This window comes from Paracoccus sp. MA (assembly GCF_020990385.1).
In the GTDB taxonomy this organism is placed as follows: Bacteria; Pseudomonadota; Alphaproteobacteria; order Rhodobacterales; family Rhodobacteraceae; genus Paracoccus.
The window spans coordinates 85,001-106,209 of sequence record NZ_CP087597.1; the positions used below are offsets into that span (position 1 = coordinate 85,001).

The 21,209-nt window shown below is 63.5% G+C and carries 17 protein-coding genes, 1 tRNA gene and 2 rRNA genes (1 of these 20 cut by a window edge); 16 read left to right on the forward strand and 4 right to left on the reverse strand.

Going from position 1 to position 21,209, the window contains the following annotated elements; translation table 11 throughout:
* From LOS78_RS00420 to LOS78_RS00440, 5 genes are all read left to right on the forward strand, one after another.
* Nucleotides 1-1,493 (forward strand): 23S ribosomal RNA (locus tag LOS78_RS00420) (it extends 1,344 nt beyond the left edge of the window).
* Nucleotides 1,494-1,590: 97 nt separating this feature from the next.
* Nucleotides 1,591-1,705 (forward strand): 5S ribosomal RNA (rrf, locus tag LOS78_RS00425).
* A 66-nt stretch (nucleotides 1,706-1,771) separates the two neighbouring features.
* Nucleotides 1,772-1,848: transfer RNA gene (locus tag LOS78_RS00430), tRNA-Met, on the forward strand.
* A gap of 241 nt (nucleotides 1,849-2,089) precedes the next feature.
* On the forward strand, nucleotides 2,090-3,208 hold the full coding sequence (locus LOS78_RS00435; RefSeq protein ID WP_230376411.1) for a thiamine-monophosphate kinase: 1,119 nt from the start codon (nucleotides 2,090-2,092) through the stop codon (nucleotides 3,206-3,208).
* 16 nt (nucleotides 3,209-3,224) lie between these two features.
* Nucleotides 3,225-3,908: a thymidylate synthase gene (locus tag LOS78_RS00440; protein WP_230376412.1), complete on the forward strand. Its 684-nt coding sequence runs from the start codon at nucleotides 3,225-3,227 to the stop codon at nucleotides 3,906-3,908.
* Nucleotides 3,909-3,924: 16 nt separating this feature from the next.
* Here the strand turns inward: LOS78_RS00440 and LOS78_RS00445 are convergent, their stop codons facing one another.
* From LOS78_RS00445 to LOS78_RS00460, 4 genes are all read right to left on the reverse strand, one after another.
* A complete protein-coding gene (locus LOS78_RS00445; protein WP_230376413.1) occupies nucleotides 3,925-7,194 on the reverse strand; it encodes an RNA-binding domain-containing protein in 3,270 nt (1,089 codons plus the stop codon).
* A gap of 34 nt (nucleotides 7,195-7,228) precedes the next feature.
* Entirely contained in the window at nucleotides 7,229-9,544 is a 2,316-nt protein-coding gene (locus LOS78_RS00450) for a hypothetical protein (protein ID WP_230376414.1), read from the reverse strand.
* A 193-nt stretch (nucleotides 9,545-9,737) separates the two neighbouring features.
* Complete coding sequence (locus tag LOS78_RS00455) at nucleotides 9,738-10,655, reverse strand: ImmA/IrrE family metallo-endopeptidase (protein ID WP_230376415.1); 918 nt, start codon at nucleotides 10,653-10,655, stop codon at nucleotides 9,738-9,740.
* Nucleotides 10,656-10,657: 2 nt separating this feature from the next.
* Nucleotides 10,658-10,978, reverse strand: coding sequence for a helix-turn-helix domain-containing protein (locus LOS78_RS00460; RefSeq protein WP_132953416.1), 321 nt, complete (start codon nucleotides 10,976-10,978; stop codon nucleotides 10,658-10,660).
* Nucleotides 10,979-11,140: 162 nt separating this feature from the next.
* On the opposite strand from LOS78_RS00460, the gene LOS78_RS00465 reads away from it, so the two are divergent.
* The 11 genes from LOS78_RS00465 to LOS78_RS00515 all read left to right on the forward strand — a co-directional run bounded on the left by LOS78_RS00465 (nucleotide 11,141) and on the right by LOS78_RS00515 (nucleotide 21,058).
* Nucleotides 11,141-12,364 carry a hypothetical protein gene (locus tag LOS78_RS00465; RefSeq protein WP_230376416.1) on the forward strand — a complete coding sequence of 408 codons (1,224 nt, stop codon included), beginning with the start codon at nucleotides 11,141-11,143 and terminating at the stop codon, nucleotides 12,362-12,364.
* A gap of 7 nt (nucleotides 12,365-12,371) precedes the next feature.
* Nucleotides 12,372-13,295 carry a hypothetical protein gene (locus LOS78_RS00470; protein ID WP_230376417.1) on the forward strand — a complete coding sequence of 308 codons (924 nt, stop codon included), beginning with the start codon at nucleotides 12,372-12,374 and terminating at the stop codon, nucleotides 13,293-13,295.
* A 170-nt stretch (nucleotides 13,296-13,465) separates the two neighbouring features.
* A complete protein-coding gene (locus LOS78_RS00475) occupies nucleotides 13,466-13,675 on the forward strand; it encodes an AlpA family transcriptional regulator (RefSeq protein ID WP_021096360.1) in 210 nt (69 codons plus the stop codon).
* Nucleotides 13,676-13,685: 10 nt separating this feature from the next.
* Nucleotides 13,686-14,171, forward strand: a complete 486-nt coding sequence (locus LOS78_RS00480) for a hypothetical protein (RefSeq protein WP_230376418.1) — start codon at nucleotides 13,686-13,688, stop codon at nucleotides 14,169-14,171.
* On the forward strand, nucleotides 14,171-14,917 hold the full coding sequence (locus tag LOS78_RS00485; RefSeq protein ID WP_230376419.1) for an ATP-binding protein: 747 nt from the start codon (nucleotides 14,171-14,173) through the stop codon (nucleotides 14,915-14,917). The genes LOS78_RS00480 and LOS78_RS00485 overlap by 1 nt, the downstream gene beginning before the upstream one ends.
* Nucleotides 14,918-14,939: 22 nt before the next feature.
* Nucleotides 14,940-15,446 carry a DUF669 domain-containing protein gene (locus LOS78_RS00490; protein ID WP_230376420.1) on the forward strand — a complete coding sequence of 169 codons (507 nt, stop codon included), beginning with the start codon at nucleotides 14,940-14,942 and terminating at the stop codon, nucleotides 15,444-15,446.
* A 66-nt stretch (nucleotides 15,447-15,512) separates the two neighbouring features.
* Nucleotides 15,513-15,878 (forward strand): hypothetical protein, encoded by a 366-nt coding sequence (locus LOS78_RS00495; RefSeq protein ID WP_230376421.1) that lies wholly within the window; start codon nucleotides 15,513-15,515, stop codon nucleotides 15,876-15,878.
* Nucleotides 15,878-16,822: a PD-(D/E)XK nuclease family protein gene (locus LOS78_RS00500; RefSeq protein ID WP_230376422.1), complete on the forward strand. Its 945-nt coding sequence runs from the start codon at nucleotides 15,878-15,880 to the stop codon at nucleotides 16,820-16,822. The genes LOS78_RS00495 and LOS78_RS00500 overlap by 1 nt, the downstream gene beginning before the upstream one ends.
* Complete coding sequence (locus tag LOS78_RS00505) at nucleotides 16,816-18,555, forward strand: DEAD/DEAH box helicase (protein WP_230376423.1); 1,740 nt, start codon at nucleotides 16,816-16,818, stop codon at nucleotides 18,553-18,555. The genes LOS78_RS00500 and LOS78_RS00505 overlap by 7 nt, the downstream gene beginning before the upstream one ends.
* Nucleotides 18,552-18,776 carry a DUF6511 domain-containing protein gene (locus tag LOS78_RS00510; protein ID WP_028030858.1) on the forward strand — a complete coding sequence of 75 codons (225 nt, stop codon included), beginning with the start codon at nucleotides 18,552-18,554 and terminating at the stop codon, nucleotides 18,774-18,776. The genes LOS78_RS00505 and LOS78_RS00510 overlap by 4 nt, the downstream gene beginning before the upstream one ends.
* Complete coding sequence (locus LOS78_RS00515) at nucleotides 18,776-21,058, forward strand: PriCT-2 domain-containing protein (RefSeq protein ID WP_230376424.1); 2,283 nt, start codon at nucleotides 18,776-18,778, stop codon at nucleotides 21,056-21,058. Before LOS78_RS00510 ends, LOS78_RS00515 begins: the two co-directional genes overlap by 1 nt.
* The last annotated feature ends 151 nt before the right edge of the window (nucleotides 21,059-21,209 follow it).

Here is a 21,209-nt window from a genome sequence, read left to right on the forward strand (position 1 = left end):
GAGTAGCGACAAACAGGGTGAGAGACCCTGTCGCCGAAAGTCCAAGGGTTCCTGCTTAAAGCTAATCTGAGCAGGGTAAGCCGGCCCCTAAGGCGAGGCCGAAAGGCGTAGTCGATGGGAACCAGGTTAATATTCCTGGGCCAGGAGATGGTGACGGATCGCAGGTGTAGTTCCTCCTTATCGGATTGGAGGGGCTGCTGAGCGGTTCCTGGAAATAGCCCTCCATGAGACCGTACCCTAAACCGACACAGGTGGACTGGTAGAGAATACCAAGGCGCTTGAGAGAACCACATTTAAGGAACTCGGCAAAATACCTCCGTAAGTTCGCGAGAAGGAGGCCCCGTTGGCAGGCAACTGTTGGCGGGGGGCACAAACCAGGGGGTGGCGACTGTTTACTAAAAACACAGGGCTCTGCGAAGCCGTAAGGCGACGTATAGGGTCTGACGCCTGCCCGGTGCCGGAAGGTTAAAAGGAGAGGTGCAAGCCTTGAATTGAAGCCCCGGTAAACGGCGGCCGTAACTATAACGGTCCTAAGGTAGCGAAATTCCTTGTCGGGTAAGTTCCGACCTGCACGAATGGCGTAACGACTTCCCCGCTGTCTCAAATGTGGACTCAGCGAAATTGAATTGTCTGTGAAGATGCAGACTTCCCGCGGTTAGACGGAAAGACCCCATGCACCTTTACTATAGCTTCGCACTGGCATCAGGATTGCGATGTGCAGGATAGGTGGTAGGCATCGAAGCGGGGACGCCAGTTCCCGTGGAGCCATCCTTGAGATACCACCCTTCGCACTCTTGATGTCTAACCGCGGCCCGTTATCCGGGTCCGGGACCCTGCGTGGTGGGTAGTTTGACTGGGGCGGTCGCCTCCCAAAGAGTAACGGAGGCGCGCGAAGGTTGGCTCAGAGCGGTCGGAAATCGCTCGTTGAGTGCAATGGCAGAAGCCAGCCTGACTGCAAGACTGACAAGTCGAGCAGAGACGAAAGTCGGCCATAGTGATCCGGTGGTCCCGAGTGGAAGGGCCATCGCTCAACGGATAAAAGGTACGCTGGGGATAACAGGCTGATGATGCCCAAGAGTCCATATCGACGGCATCGTTTGGCACCTCGATGTCGGCTCATCTCATCCTGGGGCTGGAGCAGGTCCCAAGGGTATGGCTGTTCGCCATTTAAAGAGGTACGTGAGCTGGGTTTAGAACGTCGTGAGACAGTTCGGTCCCTATCTGCCGTGGGTGTAGGATACTTGAGAGGAGTTGCCCCTAGTACGAGAGGACCGGGGTGAACGTTCCACTGGTGGACCAGTTGTCGTGCCAACGGCAGTGCTGGGTAGCTATGAACGGACAGGATAAACGCTGAAGGCATCTAAGCGTGAAGCCCCCCTCAAAACAAGGTATCCCTTGAGAGCCGTGGAAGACCACCACGTCGATAGGCCGGAGATGTAAGCGCAGCAATGCGTTCAGTTGACCGGTACTAATGGCTCGATTGGCTTGATTTGATCCGGAAGAAGGCAGACCTTCTTCCAAAAGCATCCTTGGACAATGTCTTTCCAGGTTCCCAGAAGAACCGGAAAACGCCGATCGCTCCTTTTCCGGTCTGGTGGCCAAAGCACGAGCAAAACACCCGATCCCATCCCGAACTCGGCCGTTAAGTGCCGTCGCGCCAATGGTACTGCGTCAAAAGACGTGGGAGAGTAGGTCACCGCCAGACCTGAAAAGAAGCGATCCGTCTCTCATGAACGAAGCAGAGCGTATCAGAACGATCCGCAAAAAATGCCGCGGGGTAGAGCAGCCCGGTAGCTCGTCAGGCTCATAACCTGAAGGTCGTTGGTTCAAATCCAACCCCCGCAACCAAATCCCTACGCGTTATCAAACACTTAAGCGCCGCCCTCCGGGGCGGCGTTTGCGTTTCCAACACCCGTGGAAGCACTGTGGAAGCAAGAGGGGCCGAAGTCCTTCATATCGCTTCGAAAGATCAAGCTCGCTGCTTCCGGCTCCCGATCAGGAGACATTGACTGTTCTCGGGGAAGCTGTTGCAGTTGGGGAACCGAAAAAGATCAATCATCTCTCTAGAAAACGAGCAACGGCATCGCCGATGGACGAAGAATTGACGATCCGAGAGGCAGGTGAGCGCCGCATGGTGGCCGAGATCACTGGCATGATGCTCACTCCGAGCATGCTGATCGATGGATTTGGTCATGACGCCGCCTTCGTCGACCTCCGCCAAAGGGACAATGAACTGCTAGTGCTGAACACCGACCGATCCGGGCTCAATGCGGCCTACGGTCTCGGGCTTGCCGGCCCAGAATGCGTTGGGGACTTCGGCGTTTCACATGCCATCAGCGACATCGTGGTCTCCGGGGGCATTCCGCGGGCAGTCACGGTGGCCTTGCTGCTTCCCCCTGACACTACACTTGGGTTCGTCCGTGGTGTGATGCGGGGCGCTGCCGAGGCCGCTAGGCGCTACGGTGCGGAAATCGTTGCCGGTGACACCAAGCAGAACCCAAAATTCGCGTTGGTCGCCACTGCGCTCGGCACGGTGCCGCGCGATAAACGTATTTGCCGCTCGGGTGCCCGCCCGGGCGATGCGCTGGTGGTTACAGGGTTCCTCGGATCGATGCTGCTAGGGCTGATTGCCTTAAAGCGCGCGCTCCCGATCGGTCTCCGCGCCCGCCGCGTAGTTGAGAAGGCGATCATCGAGCAGCGCCCGCCTTTCACCCTCGGATGCGCCATTGCGGAGGCTGGTATACCGCATGCCGGAACCGACATCAGCGATGGGCTGCCCGGCGCAATTCACGCCTTATGCGATGCTAGCGCCTGCGGCGCCTTTGTCGATGAGCAGCGCATCCCGTTGCATCCCGACCTCGACGAACTCATTTTAGCATCGGGTCTCTCGCCGCTACAGCTCAGCACCGCGGGCGGCGACTGGCAGTTTCTCTATGCCGTCCCGGCGGCGCACTTGCCGGCAATGTACAAGCTGGCGGCATCCCAGGATGCGAAGGTATCGGTCATCGGCGGCATAACCGAGCGCGAAGAAATTGCCGTCCGCCATTCCGATGGCGCCTGGCACCAACTCGAGCGTCTCGAGCACGACAGTTTCGCAGATGACGGGAATGGCGCCGGCCATTTCTCGCGGACCGGGGCGGCCGCAGCGCGACGCGGCGTGTCGCTCGAAGGACGACATTACGAGGCGCTCTGGCGCGAACTGTTCTGAAGTAGGAACTAATTTTATGGCAGACCTGCCGATGGCAATCCGTGCCCAAACGATCGGAGAGTGTTGGATCGAGAGCATCAACCATGTGCTGAGCCACGGCCAACCCCATCACGATGGAGAGGTCGGGATGCTCGAGGTGCTTGGTCTAACAGTCGAGATTTCGGCGCCAAGCGTCTCTGATCCGCTGCTATCCGCCCATGGTGACCCAACCGTCTTGGCCCGGACCCTTGCCAAGTTTGCGCAAGACGCCTGCATGCCTGATCGCCCCTTCACCTACGGGCAGCGAATTTTCGACATGGCGGGAATCAATCAGTTTGATTGGATGGTCGAGCGACTCAAACGCAAACCCGAAACGAAGTCTGCGACTATCAACCTTCTCGTTCCCGGTAGCTCCGCGGCTAGCCTGCCTTGCCTGACCACGCTTGACGCGAAAATACGCCAAGGAAGACTCGACCTGCAGTTTTTCTTCCGAAGTCAGAACATCTTCGGGCGCCAATATGCCAATCTTGCCGCGATGGCCCAGCTACAGAGCGACCTTGCGAGAAGCTGTAACACTGTTAGCGGCACTCTACGCGGTTATGTCGCCTCGGCCCATATTTATGCTTTCGACACGGACGAGGCGCGAAAGCTACTCACCGGAGCCCCTATAAAGATTAGGGACAGATACTATGAACTCGGCCCGCAGGCGACGGGGGAGTGACGGCGCCAGTTCTCTACTACTCTACGGTGTGGCCCGCCTCGACCGCGAAGCTCCATTGCCGCCTTGCTCGGTCGAAACTGGTGGTGATGATCACATTGAGCACCTCCCCCTCGCGCAGCCCATTCCGGTCCGTCGCGGCAATCTTTGAAAACAGGCAGAAGATGTCTTCCTTGAAATCGGGGTGCCGAACGAAGCCGAAACCTCGCTCGGGGATGGTCCGCTTCAGCTCAACTGTCCAGCGTGTCTTCGCAAGCTCTGAATTAACCTTCATCCGGGATTTGGCATCACTGAGCATCGCAACCGAAAACGTGGTCGCCCCAGGTCTTGCACGCGGCTTTTTGGGGGGCGATGGGGCGGCGGCCACAGTTCGTTCACGCAACTGGGTTGGCAGATCCTCTGGGCTCAGGAGCCCACTCCTGATTGCCTCGTCAATGTTGCGACTTGTGGTTTTTCGATCATAGACAAGACGTTTCCGCGTTCCGGCATCGATGTCAGCAGGGCGCAGCAGGCCTTGCTTAGACAAGCGGATGGCGTTCATCATGGACATCCGGGCGCACACATTGGCCAGAAAACCTTGTCGCTCACGAAGTTCCTTTGCTTGGACCACCCCTCCCCGAAGCAGGATACTGAGAGCTCGCAGTGACAGTTCTGGTTCGACGGCAATTCGGCGCAGCTGGGCTTGGTAGCGCGGGAGCATGTCTTGCAGGATATCGTTCATCTGCTCTTTCTCGGTGCGCAGAATGTCCAGAAGGTCGAGATCCAGTCGATCTGCTGATGAGCGGTCAAGTGCTGTCTTCCAAGCGGAGACGAAGGTTTCGGCAGAGATCATCTTGCGTCGCCGGAGAGCACAGAGTTCAGAGACCGAGCATGAGGACAACACTTGACGCAGGGTTGGAGTGGGGCTGACCCCCGCGATGGCGCGGAGCGCCGGCGACAGGCCCTCAGCCCAAGCTTTGCAGCCGACCAGTGTATCAGAAAGCAATTCAATCCACGGGAAATCGGGACCGCAGACCAGACCGCGTAGCCGGTCGAGTCTAGCAACACCGGCGGCATGTGTTTGCGCCGTGTACCAGAAAGCATGACTGTTCAGGCTGCTCAGCAGATATTGCGAGATTGGATACTTCGGCGGCAAGCGGGCAATGATCGAGATAGCGCGGGCCTGTGCCGCAGCGTCCTTCCCAAGCAGGACGTTCAATACTGCCTCCTCCCAAAGGTCATCGGCCACATCTTTGGCATGATGGTGCAGTTCGCTTCGAGTTCCGGCAGCAACGATCAGCGGCTCAACCCTCCACGCTGAATACACAAACGCCGGCGATGGCTGCGCGAGCATCTCAAACGCGAAGGCTAGAGGCATTGCCCATATTCCTGGCTTGGCATCAGCGCGCACCGCCAACACGTCGGCATGCAAGTCCTCATGCCGAGCCACTAAATATCTGGCACAGAGATACTCTTGGATCGTCTCGTGCTCGAAAGCCAGGTCACCGCGACCTTCGTTACGAACCAGAACGGTGCCCTGTGAGGCCCAGTCGATGAAGCGATCGGTGTCCTCACCAAGGCGATGGATTAGTAGGGCGTGGGCCTGCGGCCGAGGAATTCGGCTGCTACCCTTCTGCCGCGCCCGGAAAGCCAACTCCGCCAGCGCGTTGATGGTCAACTCGTGATCCCATGGCAGCGTCTCGCCGCTGCGCCTCGACGTTTCGGTCTCACGCCGGAACCAGGCATCGAGAAAGCGACAATACAGCTTCGAGCGCTCGTTCGGGATTGCGTCGGTCTCACGCGCGACCTCAGCGGCGATGCGTAGCAGCATCGGGCTGCCGGCGATCGCTCTGCCACCGTCATGAAGGTGCAACTGCTCAAGGATCGACTCGCCCTTCTGCGGTTGCTCAAGATAGGTTTCCAGAAACTTGCTTTGGCATGCCCTATCCATTGCCTCGAGTTCGAATACCTCCAACTTGAACTCTGGCGGCAACTGTGCGCTCCGGCTGGTTACCAGCACGCGCGCGGCGGGATACTCGCGCAAGATCCCTGCAATCTCCTTCAAGCATTGATCATAGAACAAGTCCGGGCATTCATTTAGCCCATCAAGATAGAGAGTTAACTCGCCAGCCCTGACCCGCGGCGCCAGATCTTGCCAGTCGATGCCGCTTTCAGTTGCAAGCAAGCCCGCCAAGCCCTGCGCGGAATAGGCGGAAAGAGATACCAGAAGCGGCCAGGGCTGGCCGGGCTTCCATTCGCGGGCCGCTTCGAAGGCGAGCGCAGCAAGGCATCTGCTCTTGCCGGAGCCACCTTCCCCGATCAACAGCGCTTGGTTGGTTCGTCCGAGCAGTTCGGTAGCCGGTCCCCTACGCGGCTCGGGGGCGGTCGGCAGTAGATCGCTGTCCTCCCTCGAAGGTGTCGCTTCGCTCCGGACCCAGTTGTCGCCGTCATCGAGCATCTGAGCCTTGTGGACGGCGTTCGGCCTAGTTGTGCGTCGCTGAACCGCGACAAGAGGGATGAATTGAGCCGCGACCGGCGCCAGATGCTTCTCCAGCGCGGCGACATGGTGGCGTACATCGGGCACGAGCTCCTCATTCGAGCGGGCCAGCAGGCCTCCTTCCTCGAATTGTCTCCAGAGCAGTGGGATCTCAGCCGCAAGCTTCTGGCGCTGTGCTTCATGTGCTGAAAGCACATCCGTTTGATCTCCGTCCAGCGCCACGACCTGCCCAACCGCACCGCGTTTGCGCAGGTAGACCTGCCGGGTGACATGCTTTGATGCCTCAACTTCGACAAAGCCGTAGCCCTCGGGCGCGGGATCGACAAAAATAGCTAGAACGCTCTGCTCGCCTTGCGGAATCTCTTCCAGTGCGACCAGTCGCTCGAGCAACGCTGCATTCACAAGTCGGAAATGGCCCTGGCGGCCCGTCTTCCAGCCCTTGGTTGGGCATAGAACCTGCGGCATGACCACCTCGCGACGAAACGCCTCCGCCCCCTTGGATTGCCGCCGACCGTCGGGGTCGCTGGCCTCGATACCGATTACGCCCCCATTGTCGGCGACTCCCAGCAGCACCACTCCACCGATCGAGTTGGCCAGCGCAATGACCGCCTTTGCAACGTTCCAGCGATAGTCGTCTGCATTCGTTCCCTGCTCGAATTTGCCACCCTCAGGATAGAATGAGGCCTTAAGCTCCAGCCACTCAGTTTCACTGTTCCTGACCAATTCCATCAACGCATTCACGCCCCCACGAGGGTGCAGCAGAACTCGGCGTGCGAGTTCAGGAGCGGAAATGGGGGCTTTGGGAAAGGACATCTATTCTGTGCTCAAGAGTGGATCGGTACACGGCTCAGTGAAAGTTGAAGGGAAGACATTTCGCGAGATGTACCCAGATGCGTGCGGGAGGTATTCTGCCGTGTGAAGCCTCAGCCGCGAATTCGGCCAACGCCTCCCAAGGCGCATGCTGCAGGCGCCTTCGCAGTTCCTCCTCCGCCGCATGATCAGAACTGGGTAGCGGCACGCCAATCGCCTTCGCCAAAGTGCTAAGCACCAGCGCCATCCACTCGAGCGTCACACCGTGGTCATCGTCGAGGCAGGTGCGAACGGCCGCATCTAGGTGAGAGTGCGCCTCCTCAGTCTCGCCCGCGTCCTGCAGAAGCCAAGCACGATAGGCCAAGATTAGCGGCCAAGGATGATCGCTACCGACCTTCCATTTGTTGCGGTTGCCGAGATAGGCCGCGCGGGCACTGGCCATCTGCCGGGGAAAGCGGTTAAGCGCACGCAACCATAGATGATTTTCGAAGCGCTTTTCCTGATCCGACGCGGACAGAGACCGACTGATTGCCTCGGGGTCGCGGCTGCCGAGCAGTTGACGAATGGAGTCCAGTACCATTCCCACTTCGGCGCTCGCCTCTTCGCCGTCGGCATCGAAAGGCACAGCGTCCATCCGGGCGATCATCTCGTAGATGCCGGTTTGATGCCTCTCCCGTTCAACCTGCCGTGGATCGCTCAGTCGGGCGAAACTCTCTGCGGCTGCCTCGAAAAAGGAAACGGCTGTGGCAGGATCATGTGAGAAGGCATGCATCTGGCCGCGCGTGGATTGCAGCTTGCCATAGTTCAGCAGTCCGGCCACCGCGATGGGCTTAGCAAGCCATGTTTCGACGATCTCCTCTAGCGCGTTGAATTGAAAATTATTTGTCATTGTGCTTGCCATCCGCAAAAGCGCCTCCGCTACCAGTTGCGGCGCCTCGTCCTCAAGCTTGTTGACCCACTCGAGGCAGCGGAAGACAAGCTCATCGTGAATCTGCCCGCGATGATTGGCCAATGACAGGTGGCTGCTGTCGAGTTGTAGCCTCAACGTGCCTGGAATGATTTGCGACTGGTCGGCATACTGCTGCAGCCAAGCTATGGCACTGCCCAACTCGGCAAGGGAGTATCGCTTGCTTGAAAGGCGCATCTGTACTTCTTCGAGGTAAAGCTCCCATTGCCGGGGGTGGCGCGCAATAACCTTACCGAGCCGATCGAGTTCGCGGCGCAGGAAGCTGCTTTCTTGCTCATCCGCCACCGCAGCGCAAAGCGTATACCAATCGGCTGGTGCCAGCGGCCCCCCACTGGTCAATGCTAAGAAGAGATGGTGCAGACTGCTTTCGTTGGCCTCGACGAAACAGTGACCCTGCAACTGCGATTTACGCAAACGGTCCTTATTCGACCAGTCTGTGCTGCCCCATGTAAAGGCCAAGACATCAACATAACCGTTCATGGGGTGGTTCTTGCCCATGAAGCCCATCTCAAGTGCGAGTCTGTTGAAACGCTGTGGGTCAAGTGCGGCCAATTCGCTTTCAAGGGCTTGGGCTAGAGCCTTCAGATCCGTCTGTGGACTATAGGCGTCACGCTGCTCGATCAGGATGCGAATCTGGCTTCTTCGGCCATCAGGCGGAACCGGAAGTTGAAGCAGCGTCCAGCGCACGAGATGGAGAACGTGGCCGATCCAGTAGCGATGGCGCGCAGTATCATCCAAAACGCTGAAGCCTAGAATGCCTACCGGCGCGTCGAGAACACGCTGCAGTAATTCGTCGACCTCGGCAAACGTTCTGTCTGCAGCATGAAATCCACCGCAATCTGGCAACTCGACGCTTTCGGGAACAGCCAGCGCGACTATACGCCCTGTTCGGTTCGGGTTCGAGGGGCGCTCTGTGCTGTCGAATTCGGCGCCAGTCTCGTCGATATAGATTGTCCAGGAATTGGTAGGTTCTTGGGCACGTAGGCAGTTTGAGTGCCGACCATCCCTTAAAGACGCCCGCACCGTAGAGCTCTGCTTGGGCTGGCTATGTCTACCACGAAGACGATGCTCGCGCTCGATCAACTTGTCAAGCTCGCGTTCCAGACTCTTGAGAATATCGCGGTCGCGCACCCGAGTTCCCGTCGCCTCCGAAAGCCATTGTCTCGCAGAGCGCTCCCCGTCGTTGCGGAACACCTGCCCTAGCTCCTGCTTGGCCGCGTACGCCCTCGCCCCTCGATCGCGTGCGGCAAGGAACTGATCGACCTTGGCGGAGCGCCCCATGGCCCGGATCTCGTCCTCAAGCGCCTGCAGTTCTCGTTGTCGCTCCGGAGAAGGCCCCCAAGACTCCCAGAGGTAGGCCAGCCAAAGCGGGTCACTATCATTCATCGCGCGAGTTTCTTTCCTGCATTGTTTTGACTAATACTGTGGCCGTCGCTTCTGGGATGGCCGGTAAGGCTCGTCGCCCTCGATTGGAGGCTCCTCTGTCGCCGTAAATGTGTGGAGTTCGGCCGTGATATCAGCCTCGCCGAAGCCAGCCTGTTGCAGCCGTTTTGACCGCGAAAGATGACCTGGCTCATCATCAGCCTCCCGCTTTCCCCGCCATGAACTTGTCGAACGTATCCCGTGTTGGATCTTCCTCGAGTTCGGCAGCTTCCCAACGCGATGGCGCTCGGTCGGGATAGATGAGCAAAGAGATGGTCATCATCTCATTGTTGGGCGAAAACACGGTCATCTCGTGTACGGGTTCGTTCCCCAGCCAGACCCCGGGCCCGTGACGCTCACCATGTCGGCCAGTGTCCCCGTCCACTTCACGGGCGGCCAGTGACCGCGCGGGAAGCTCGATCACGGTCTGCCGCGCGGCGTAGAAGATCCCGGACCTGAGCAAGGGCTGGCTCGACCAGGCCCAGTCGATGAAACCCTCCTTGCCGACCACGATCATGGCGCGCTTGTCGGTGATGGTCATCCATTTCAGAATCGCCGCGGTCAGCGACACGGCATAGCGGTCGGCCAACTCGGTCATCACGTCGATGTCGATGGCGCGCCCCTTGATCTGCGCGCGGAAATCGTCGAGCGGCATCAGGAGATAGGAGGCGAAGGTGTTCGCCTCCGCCTCGATCCTGTTCCGGGCGCTATCCCAATCCGCCATGTTCCGGCTGGTGCATTGGAGCCCGCCGGGATGAGCCTCCCGATGCAGAAGGTAGTGACCCAGCTCGTGGCCCAGCGTGAAGTTGCGCCGCCCGGCGGACCGGATAGCTTCGTTATAGATGATGCCCCAATCGCCAGAGCCGTCCGGGCGCGGCATGAGCATTCCTTCGACGCCCTTGGAAAGGTTCAGGCCGCCGACCATCGAGATCGGCGCGTCTGGAAAGACCTGCCGCGAGAAATCCTGCGCCAACGCTCCCACGTCCACCGGGAACCGCGGCAGGCCGTGTGCTGCCTGATGCAGCGACAGGATCTGCGTCAGGCGGATGGCCCAACCCTGCGGCGTCGTGGGCAAGCTCAATCCTTCTTCCCCCACATGTCGATCATCTGCTGGATCTTCTCCTGGTCCTCCGGCTTGAGCTTGCTGAACTTCCGGAAGAACGCCTCCTTCAGAACCTCGTCACCGGGTTCCGCCGTGTCGTCGAGCAGGTAGTCGGTGGTGACCTCGAGAGCCTGGGCGATGCGGGTCAGCTTTTCGCCGGATGGCTTGCGGGTGTCGCGGTTCTCCAGTTCCCAGATGTAGCTCTTGCTCGAGTCGGTGAGCTCGGCGAGCTTGTCGAGCGAGTATCCCTTCTCCTGGCGGTGGCGCTTGATCTTGGCGCCGAGGGACGTGGTCATCGCGTCATCCTTGCTTCCTTGGGGCTGGCGGCTTGTTCGGTATGCCAAACGAATTCGTGCCGCGCAAGTAGACGTGATGGCGCGTTCGATATATATAGAACGTCAGCGTATCGCTGTGCTGATTCCCTCGTCCTCCTCCTCCTCGGCACGAAAGGGCCCCCGATGACCGCCATTACCGCATTCCTCCGCAAGACCCCGATCACCCGCCTGAAGGACTACTTCACGGCCGGTGGGTTCACCTCGCTTCCGCCGATCGACTGGGCCAAGCCCGAGCCCGAGGTGGTCGAGCCGCTGGTCATGGCCGTGGACGGCATGTCCGAAGACGAAAAGCAGCGGGTTATCCTCGACGCCGGTCGTGTCGCAGCGCTCGCCGATGAGCCGGGCCAGAACGCACTGCAGAACGTCGTGCTGAACCGCGCAGTCTTCGACATCCTCGAGGGCGCCAACAACCGTTCGCTCTGGGTCTTCCTCAAGGAGCCTGATCGATTCCGCTTGGCGGAAGAGGTTCGCTACAACGACGAACGGCGCCGGGGTCGCTCCTGGAGCGGCTTCGAGGTCGAGAAAGACTGCACGGTCCGCCGCGATCCGATCTCCGTTGCGGCCTTCACCAAGGCCATCCGCGACCGCTTCGAGACCCCGCATGTCCATGTCGATATCTTCGACCGGCATCGAATCATGCTCGATGACCAGGAATGCGATCTGGTGCAGGTCGCCGTCTATCGCGAGGGACGCCCGGAAGATATGCTGGGCTTCGATGCGAAGAGCAAGCTGCAGCGGCGCATCGTGAAGCCGGTGTTCGAGGCCGCCCTGACCTACGAGGCCGAAACCGGCGTCATCGAGGTCGTGGCCAACACGCTCGATGACCGGCGGGACCTGACCGCGTTCATGGCGCGGGATCTGCTCGGGATCGACTTCAAGGAGAAGCACATCCCGTGGCGCGAATACGACCTGAGCATGCTCCTGAAGCCCTTCGATTTCCCGACCGATCCCGAGGACGGGATCATGGGGGTCACCGTGAAGGAGCTGCGCTTCATGGAGTTGGGGGAGCGCGGCGAGCGGATCACGCTCGAGTCCATGTCGGGCGCCGAGCGGACGATCTGGGAGATGGCCGAGAAGCGGATCGGCCTCGACATCGGTGGGACGGGGCATTTGCTGCCGGTCGCGACGGAGACGCCGGAATGGGTCATCACGCGCGCCAGGTTCACCATCAAGTTCCATCCCGGACCCGAAGGTGGCCGCGGGAAATCCCTGACGCTCACCGTCACGATGCCCCATGGCTGCAACCTCAAGGACATGACCCCCCATGAGCGCCTGATCGGCGAGAAGTACCTCCGGCGCTGGGGGATTCTGACCGACACCGCCGACATCGGTGACCTCGTTGACTAAGACGGCCGTGGATCTGCTGCTCCAGGCGATGGAAACCCGCGTCGGCAAGGTGCAGGTGGCCACGCTTAGGCAGGTGGCGCCTCGGGCAGCGGACAAGCTGCTCGAGGCCAGGCTGCTGGTGGCGACCGGGCGCATCCCGGTCGTCGCCGCGATGGATGGCTATGAGGACGAGCCCATTCCGGCGGAATGGTGCCCGGAGCGCGGGCAGTACGGGTATCGCGACAGCGTCGGTCGCTGGATCACCGTGGAAGCGGGGGAGATCGCCGCCTGTGCCGTCGACTATCCGCTGGTATTGGCGAAGATGCTGGTGGCCTTCGAGCGTGCCGGGCCATCGCGTCCGAACCCCTTGATCGACGGATTCGTCTGGGACGTCGGAACCATCAGGCTGACGGGTGCGAAGTCGCCGGTGCCGGTCTGGTTCGCGCGCCGTCTTGCCGATCCAGCCGTCTGGACCAAACTCGATGCCCTCCTCGAGCGCAGGCCGCCTGAAGAGGTCCGGGTCATCCTGACGTCGACCCAGGGCGATCGCATCCCGGTCACGAACCACAAGCGCAACATCCTCATGAGCGTGGCTGACGTACTCCGCGCACCGGGCAAGCTCTCGATCTCACCGCAGGTCTTGGGCGCGCGCATCTTTCCGCGGCAGCGTCAGCGCCGTTTCCCGATTGACCATTCGGAGGATTGCGGGATCGTCTGGTTTCACGACAAGGAGTACCGGTTCCGGGGTCCGAAGCATCGGCAGATCCTCTCGATGCTCTTCGAAGCCTACTGGGCAGGCAGACCTGTGTTGCGCACCTCCGAGGTCTTGCAAGGCGGGGACCACGTGCATCGCGACACCAAGGTGACGACCCTCGGCCGCGCCTTCAGCGGTCGAAGCGACTGGCGCGACTTCATCCGTGAGGCTGAGGGCAATTGCTGGATCGACGTCTGAGAGTCCGCCGCTCAAGCTGACCAAGGCCGCCCACGAGGCGGCCTTTTCCGTTTTCAGGGGTCGTTTTGTGGCTCTCCTTACCGTGCTCCTTGCTTTCCCCTTCCCGGCCCCTTCCTCGCCCTCGGCGATGGTCCTTCGCAGGCATTCGGCCAATCGCGAAGGAGACGACGATGTCAGTCACACATCTCAACCAGGTCGAGCTGGCGGCTCGATGGAAGATCAGTCCGCGCACGCTGGAGCGCTGGCGTTGGACGGGTGAGGGCCCCGCCTTCATCAAGATCGGGGGCCGGGTCGTGTACCGGCTCGAGGATGTCGAGGCCTACGAGGCCAACCGGCACTGCTCGAGCACGGCCGACAAGCCTGCCGTGAAGCTGGCGTGAGGGGGTGGCCATGACGATCCCCAACCACATCACCCTCGACGAGCTGCCCACCATGCCGGTCGGCGATATCGCCGCTCTGCCGGGCGACCAGCTGGCGCTCTTGAAACAGGACGCCGACGAGCGGCTGCGCGCCGCGAAGACCTTCTGCGACTGGATCGACGGCGCCATCGCGCTGAAGTACGGCGACAAGGCGCAGGAGGCGCGCCGCGCGGAGAGCATGGACACCGGCACGGTCAGGCTGCAGGACGGCCCGGTCACGGTGGTCGCCGAACTCCCCAAGCGCGTCGATTGGGATCAGACGATTCTCGCCGGTCTGGTCGAGCGGATCCGGGCCGATGGCGCCGACCCCGCCGAGTACGTCGACATCTCGTTCAGCGTCCCCGAGCGCAAGTACACGGCCTGGCCCAAGGACATCCGCCAGGAGTTCGAGCCCGCGCGCACAGTCCGCACCGGCAAGCCGAAGTTCCGGCTGCTGCTCGGCGAGGAGGCGCGCTGATGGCCATCTCGCTCGCATCCCTGCAAACATCGACGGTGCTGCGTCCGCCGCGCGTGCTGATCCACGGCGTCGCCGGCATCGGCAAGTCCACCTTCGCCGCGTCCGCCGACGCGCCGGTGTTCGTCATCACAGAGGACGGTCTCGGCAAGCTGCAGGTGCCGCATTTCCCGTTGGCGACGAGCTATGCCGAGGTCGCCGAAGCGCTCGATGCCCTTCTCGACGAGGACCACGCCTATTCCACGGTCGTCGTCGACAGTGTGGACTGGCTGGAGCCGCTGATCTGGGCCGAGGCCTGCCGGCGCAACGGCTGGCAGTCGATCGAAAGCCCCGGCTTCGGCAAGGGCTACGCCGAGGCGCTGACCATCTGGCGCGAGTACATCGACAGGCTGAATGCGCTCCGCGACCGGAAGGGCATGGCGGTCATCCAGATCGCCCACACGGACATCAAGCGCTTCGATAGCCCCGAGCACGAACCCTACGACCGGTACGTGATCAAGCTGCAGGCCCGCGCCTCCGCGCTGCTGCAGGAGCACTCGGACGTGGTGCTCTTCGCCAACTACCGGATCTCGGTCAGCAAGTCCGACGTCGGCTTCAACAAGAAGGTGACCCGGGCGCTCGGGTCCGGTGCGCGCGTCATGCACACCGAGGAGCGCCCCGCCTTCCTCGCCAAGAACCGCTACGGCCTGCCGGAGACCCTCCCGCTCGAGTGGTCGGAGTTCCTGGCCGCCATGCCCCAATCCGCCTGATTACGACTGAAAGGACAGAACGATGGCACGTTTCGACAGCGTCTTTGACGCCACCGGCATCGAGCCCACCACCGCCTACGAGATCCTGCCCGCGGGCAAGTATCGCGCCCAGATTGTCGAGAGCGAGATGCGCGTCACGAAGAACGGGATGGGGCAGTATCTCTGGCTGATGCTCGACATCCTCGAAGGGCCGCAGCAGGGCCGCAAGGTCTTCGACCAGCTGAACCTGGTGAACGCCAACCCGACCACGGTCGAGATCGCGCAGCGCACGCTGTCGGCGATCTGCCACGCCACGGGCAAGCTGCAGGTGAACGACAGCGAGGAACTGCACCTGATCCCGATGACGATCCAGGTCGGCGTGAAGCCCCCGAAGGACGGCTACGGCGAGCGCAACACGATCCGCTACCTCGTGCCGGAGGCCCCGGCGCAGGCGGCCCCGCCGAAGCCCGCCGCGACGCAGCCGGCCAGCGCGCCCGCGCAGTCGGCGCCCGCCCGCACGGCCACCGCGCCCTGGAACCGCAAGAGCTGACGCCCTCGGCCGCCGTGGGCTGACACTCGCGGCGGCCCGGACATCGCCAGACCCGAGAGACCGACCATGACCGACACCACCAACGCGGCCTGCGCGGCCGCGAACGCCCCCGGCTTGCCTGACGACACCCGGCGCCTGATCGAGATCGAGGACGCCATCGCGAAGATCCGCACGCAGATCGCGACCGCCGATCTGACGCGGCAACGGACGGCGAAGCCGATCGACCCCGACTGGTTTCACCGCGCGCGCACGGCGCTGCGTCACCTCAATCGCGAGCGCGCCGAGATCATCGCCCGTCAGGGCGGCCGCCGCCGGCGCGAACGGCTCAAGGACATGATCATCGCCGTCCTGCGCGAGCGCCACGACAGCGCCGTCTGGACGGCGGTGCTGGCCGAGGCGCGGTCGCGGCTCGAGCGGGAGGAGGCGTGCTGATGGCCGAGCTTCCCGAACCCCCGACGCCGACCCTCTCCGCCATCTACGCCTCCTACGAGGCCCGGCAGGGCGACGGTTTTCGCGACCACCTCGGCGCCTCGCTGATCGGCAAGTCCTGCGCCCGCGCGCTCTGGTACGACTTCCGCTGGGCGACGCCCGCGCGGCACACCGGCCGTATCCTGCGGCTGTTCGAGACCGGCCAGCTGGAAGAGGCCCGGCTCGTCCGCGATCTGCGCGCCACCGGCGCGACGGTGCTGGAGGTCGATCCCGAGTCCGGGCGGCAGTTCCGCGTCGAGGCCCATGGCGGTCATTTCGGCGGCTCGCTTGATGGCGTCGCGCTCGGGCTGCTCGAAGCGCCGAAGACCTGGCACGTCGTCGAGTTCAAGACGCATTCCGCGAAGAGCTTCGCCGAGCTGGTCGCCAAGGGCGTCGCGCTCGCGAAGCCCCAGCACGCCGCGCAGATGCAGGTGTACATGCACCTGACCGGCATCACGCGGGCGCTCTACGTCGCGGTCTGCAAGGACACCGACGCGCTGCACATCGAGCGGGTCCCGGCCGACTCCGAGATGGCCGAGCGCCTGCTGGAAAAGGCGCGACGGATCATCTTCGCCCAGCATCCGCCCGAGCGGATCAGCGCGGATCCCGCCTGGTTCGAGTGCCGGTTCTGCGACCACCACGGGCTCTGCCATGGCGAGGAGGCCGCGGCCGTCACCTGCCGGTCCTGCCTGCATTCGACGCCGATCGAAGGCGGCTGGCACTGCGCGCGCCACGACCGGCTGCTCGACCCGGCCGACCAGCGCCGCGCCTGCGCCCGGCACCTGTTCATCCCCGATCTGGTCCCCGGCGAGGTGGCCGACGCAGGCGAGGACTTCGTCGCCTACCGCATGCGCGATGGCTCGGTCTGGACCAACGGCGCCCGCGAAGAGGAGGCCGCCGCATGCTGACCCTGCGCCCCTACCAGCAGGCCGCGATCGCCTCGATCTACGGCTATTTCGAGAAGGAGAGCGGCAACCCGCTTGTCGTCATCCCCACCGCCGGCGGCAAGAGCCTCGTCATGGCCGCCTTCATCGACGGCGTGCTCAAGGCCTGGCCGGATCAGCGCGTGCTCGTCGTCACCCATGTGCGCGAGCTGATCGCGCAGAACCATGCCGAGATGCTGGGGCTTTGGCCCGAGGCGCCGGCGGGCATCTACTCGGCCGGTCTCGGCCGCCGCGATGCGCGGGCCCGGATCCTCTTCGCCGGCATCCAGTCCATCCACGACAAGGCGACGCGCATCGGCCATGCCGATCTGGTGCTGATCGACGAGGCCCATCTGATCCCCGGACGGTCGAACACCATGTACCGCCGCTTCCTGACGGACCTGCAGGCGATCAACCCGGCGCTGAAGGTGATCGGTCTGACGGCAACGCCCTTCCGGCTCGACAGCGGCATGCTGCACGAGGGCGAGAATGCGCTCTTCACGGACATCGCCTATGAGGTGTCGGTCCGCGACCTGATCGATCAGGGCTATCTCTCCCCGCTCATCTCGAAACAGACGAAGACCCGCCTCGACGTGACCGGCGTGGGATCGCGCGGCGGCGAGTTCATCGCGCGTGACCTCGAGGAAGCGGTTGACCAGGACGCCATCACATGCGCGGCCGTGGCCGAGGTGATCGCCCATGGCGAGACGCGCAAGTCCTGGCTCGCCTTCTGTTCCGGCGTGCGCCACGCCACCCATGTCGCCGAAGAGTTTCGCCGCCGCGGTGTGAGCTGCGCCACCATCTTCGGCAAGACGCCAAAGGACGAGCGCGACCGGATCATCGCCGCCTTCAAGCGCGGCGAGATCAGGGCGCTGGCCTCGATGGGCGTGCTGACGACGGGCTTCAACGCGCCGGCCGTGGACCTGATCGCGATGCTACGGCCCACCAAGTCGGCCGGTCTCTATGTCCAGATGGCCGGTCGCGGCACGCGGCTCTCCGAGGGCAAGGAGAACTGCCTCGTTCTCGATTTCGCGGGCAATGTCCGGCGGCATGGCCCCATCGATCTGGTGCGGCCGAAACGGCCGGGCGGACCAGGCGACGGGCCGCCGCCCACGAAGATCTGCCCCGAATGCGGGACCATCGTGGCCATCGCCGCCCTCGAATGCCCCGGCTGCGGCTTCGAGTTCCCCGGCCGCGAGGTGAAGCTGGAGCCGACAGCCTCGACGCTGGAGGTGTTGTCTACCGGCAAGCCGCAATGGGTCGGCGTCACCGACGTCACCTACGGCCGCCACGAGAAGCGCGGCGGACGGGTCTCGCTGAAGGTCACCTACCGCTGCGGTCTCGCCTTCCACACGGAATGGGTCTGCTTCGAGCACGAGGGCTATCCGCGCCGCAAGGCCGCGAGCTGGTGGCGCGAACGGGCGCCCGAGATGGACGTGCCCGACTCCGTCGACGAGGCGCTCCTGCTGGCGGACCGGCTGCGCCGCCCCACCGAGATCGCCGTCCGCCCCGCGGGCCGCTTCACCGAAATCACCGCCTACAGGTTCGCCCCATGCCTTACGTCCGTGCCGGGCTCTGCGCCGTCTGCCATCGAGAACCCCGCGGTTGGGGCTGGTTCGACGCGCGCTTCCGCGTCTCCGACCCGCGGCGCGACACGAGCCGCAGAGACCTCTGCAGCCGGGTTTGCCAGGACATCTGCCACCGGAGGTCGGGCATGATCGATCCGACCCCCAACGAGACGGCGGCCATGGTCGAGGGCGGAAAGGCCGGCGGCGCCTATCTCGACAGCCTCGGCCGGACCGATCTCGCCCAACTCAGCGAGGAAGAGTGGGACACCTTCGTCGAGGTGATCGTCACCGGCTACTGCGACCACCTGCGTGACCTGGCGGCGAAGGACCGTGCACGGCTCGACGGCATGATCCCGGAGGTGCCCTTCTGATGGCGGACACCTCGTGGATGGCGCGCGTCGGTGCGCGTCTCGTTACCAACGGCTACGCGATCCTGCCGATCGCGCCCGGCACCAAGAAGCCCGGCCAGTTCGCCCGCGCGGCCTGGCACGACTACCCGCAGTGGAACCGGCATGCGAGCCGCGCCACGACCGAGCTCGAGGTCGCGACCTGGTCCAGCTGGCCCGACTGCGGCGTCGGGATCGTCGGCGGTGCGGTCGCCGCGCTCGACATCGATATTGCCGAGGATGGCGAGCTTGCACTGCGCATCGAACGACTGGCCCGCGAACGGCTTGGCGACACGCCCGCGCTCAGGATCGGCAAGGCACCGAAGCGGCTCCTCGTCTATCGGACGCGAGAGCCCTTCGCCGGGATCCGGCGCGCGCCGCTTGAGGTGCTCTGCCTCGGACAGCAGTTCGTGGCCTATGCCGAGCATCCCGACACCGGCCAGCCCTATGCCTGGCCGGACGAGGGGCTCGCTGATCTCGACATCGAGAGCCTGCCCGAAATCGACGCCGACCGGGCTGCGGCGTTCCTCGACGAGGCGCTGGCGCTGATCCCGCCCGAGATGCGCCCGAAGAGCCTCGGTGCGAAGGGCGCAAACAGGGCCGGGCATCCGTGTCTGCCGGCCCACGCGCAGGCCGGCACGCTGGCCGCGATCCGGAGCGCGCTCGCCTGGTTGCCGAACGCCGAGCTCGACTACGACAGCTGGATGCGCATCGGCATGGCGCTCAAGGGCGCGCTGGGGGAGGAGGGCGCGACGCTCTTCGCCGACTGGTCCGCGCAGGCGGCTAAGAACGACCCGGCCGCGACGGCGAAGGCGTGGACGAGTTTCAAGCCCGTGCGGATCGGCGCCGGCACGATCTATCACCTCGCCATGGAGAAGGGCTGGCGCCCCGATCCCGACCTGCTGCTCGACGGCAGTCAGAAGGTTTGCGCGAGCGACGAGCATCCCGCAGCCGGCCTCCTCGCGCGTCTCGCCCAGCCCGAAGCCCCGATGCCGATCCTCGCGCCTGTGCCGTCATTCATGCTGACGATCCCGGGCGGGCTCGTGGGCGATCTCGCGCGCTACATGATCGACACCGCGCGCAGACCGCAGCCGCTTCTCGCGGTGGGCGCCAGCCTCTGCGCCCTCGGCGCGCTGATGGGGCGGCGCTACCGCACGACGACCGACCTGCGCACGAACCTCTACATCGTCGGCATCGCGGATAGCGGCTCGGGCAAAAACCACGCCCGCGAGGTCGTCAACGAGCTGTTCTTCGCGGCGGGGCTCGCGCATCACTTGGGCGGCAACAAGATCGCCTCCGGCGCGGGGCTCCTGACCGCGCTCCACCGTCAGCCCGCGATCCTGTTCCAGATCGACGAGTTCGGGATGTTCCTCGCAGCGGCAGCCGACCGTAAGCGCAGCCCGCGCCACGTCACCGAGATCCTCGACAACATGACCGAGCTCTACACCGCCGCCTGCGGGGTCTTCCTCGGCGCGGAATACGCCAACCGGGACGGCTCGAACGAGCGGCGCGACATCGTCCAGCCCTGCCTCTGTGTCTACGGCACGACGACGCCGCTGCATTTCTGGGGGGCGCTGCAGGGCGCGAATGTCGTGGATGGCTCGCTCGCCCGGTTCATCATCCTGCCGAGCGAGGAGGACTATCCGGACGAGAACCGTCGTGCCGGGCTGCGCACGTCGCCGCGACCGCTGATCGAAGGGCTGCAGCGCCTTGCCGAGGGCGGCGGGGCGAGCGGCAACCTCGCCGGCAAGACCTCCGGACCCGAGACCGCGGTCGATCCGATGACCGTGCCGATGGATGCCGACGCGCAGGCGCGCTTCGACGCGCTGGGAGAGGAGATCACCGCCGAGCTCAGGGCCGCGGCCGGCACGTTCCAGACGCCGATCCTCGCCCGGATCGCTGAGAACGCGGCCAAAGTCGCGCTCGTCCTGGCCGTTGGGCGGGATGCGGTCCAGCCCGTCATCCGGCTCGAGGATGCCGTCTGGGCCATCGACTTCGTGCGCCACTTCGCCCGGCGCACCATCGACGCCGTCGAGCGCCATGTCGCCGACACCGAGACCGAGGCGCATCTGAAACGCCTGCGCGAGATCATCCGCAAGGCGGGGTCTGCCGGCGTTACCAAGTCCGAGCTGACCCGTGCCTCGCAATGGCTCCGGGCGCGCGACCGCGACGACATCCTGCTCACGCTGGTCGAGAGCGGTGACATCGTCACGGTGGAGCAGGAGACCGGGGGTCGGAAGGCCATGCGCTTCCGGGCGCTGCGGTGAGGGCCGGGACGATGCTTCCTTCAACGGCCCCCATCCTTCATTTGAAGGAAGTACCCGCCCAAGCCCCTGTCGCGCAACAGAAATCCGGCACGGGCGGCTTCTTTCAATATTTCACGCAGAGACCCTCGCGCGCGTGGGTGGGGATGGAAGC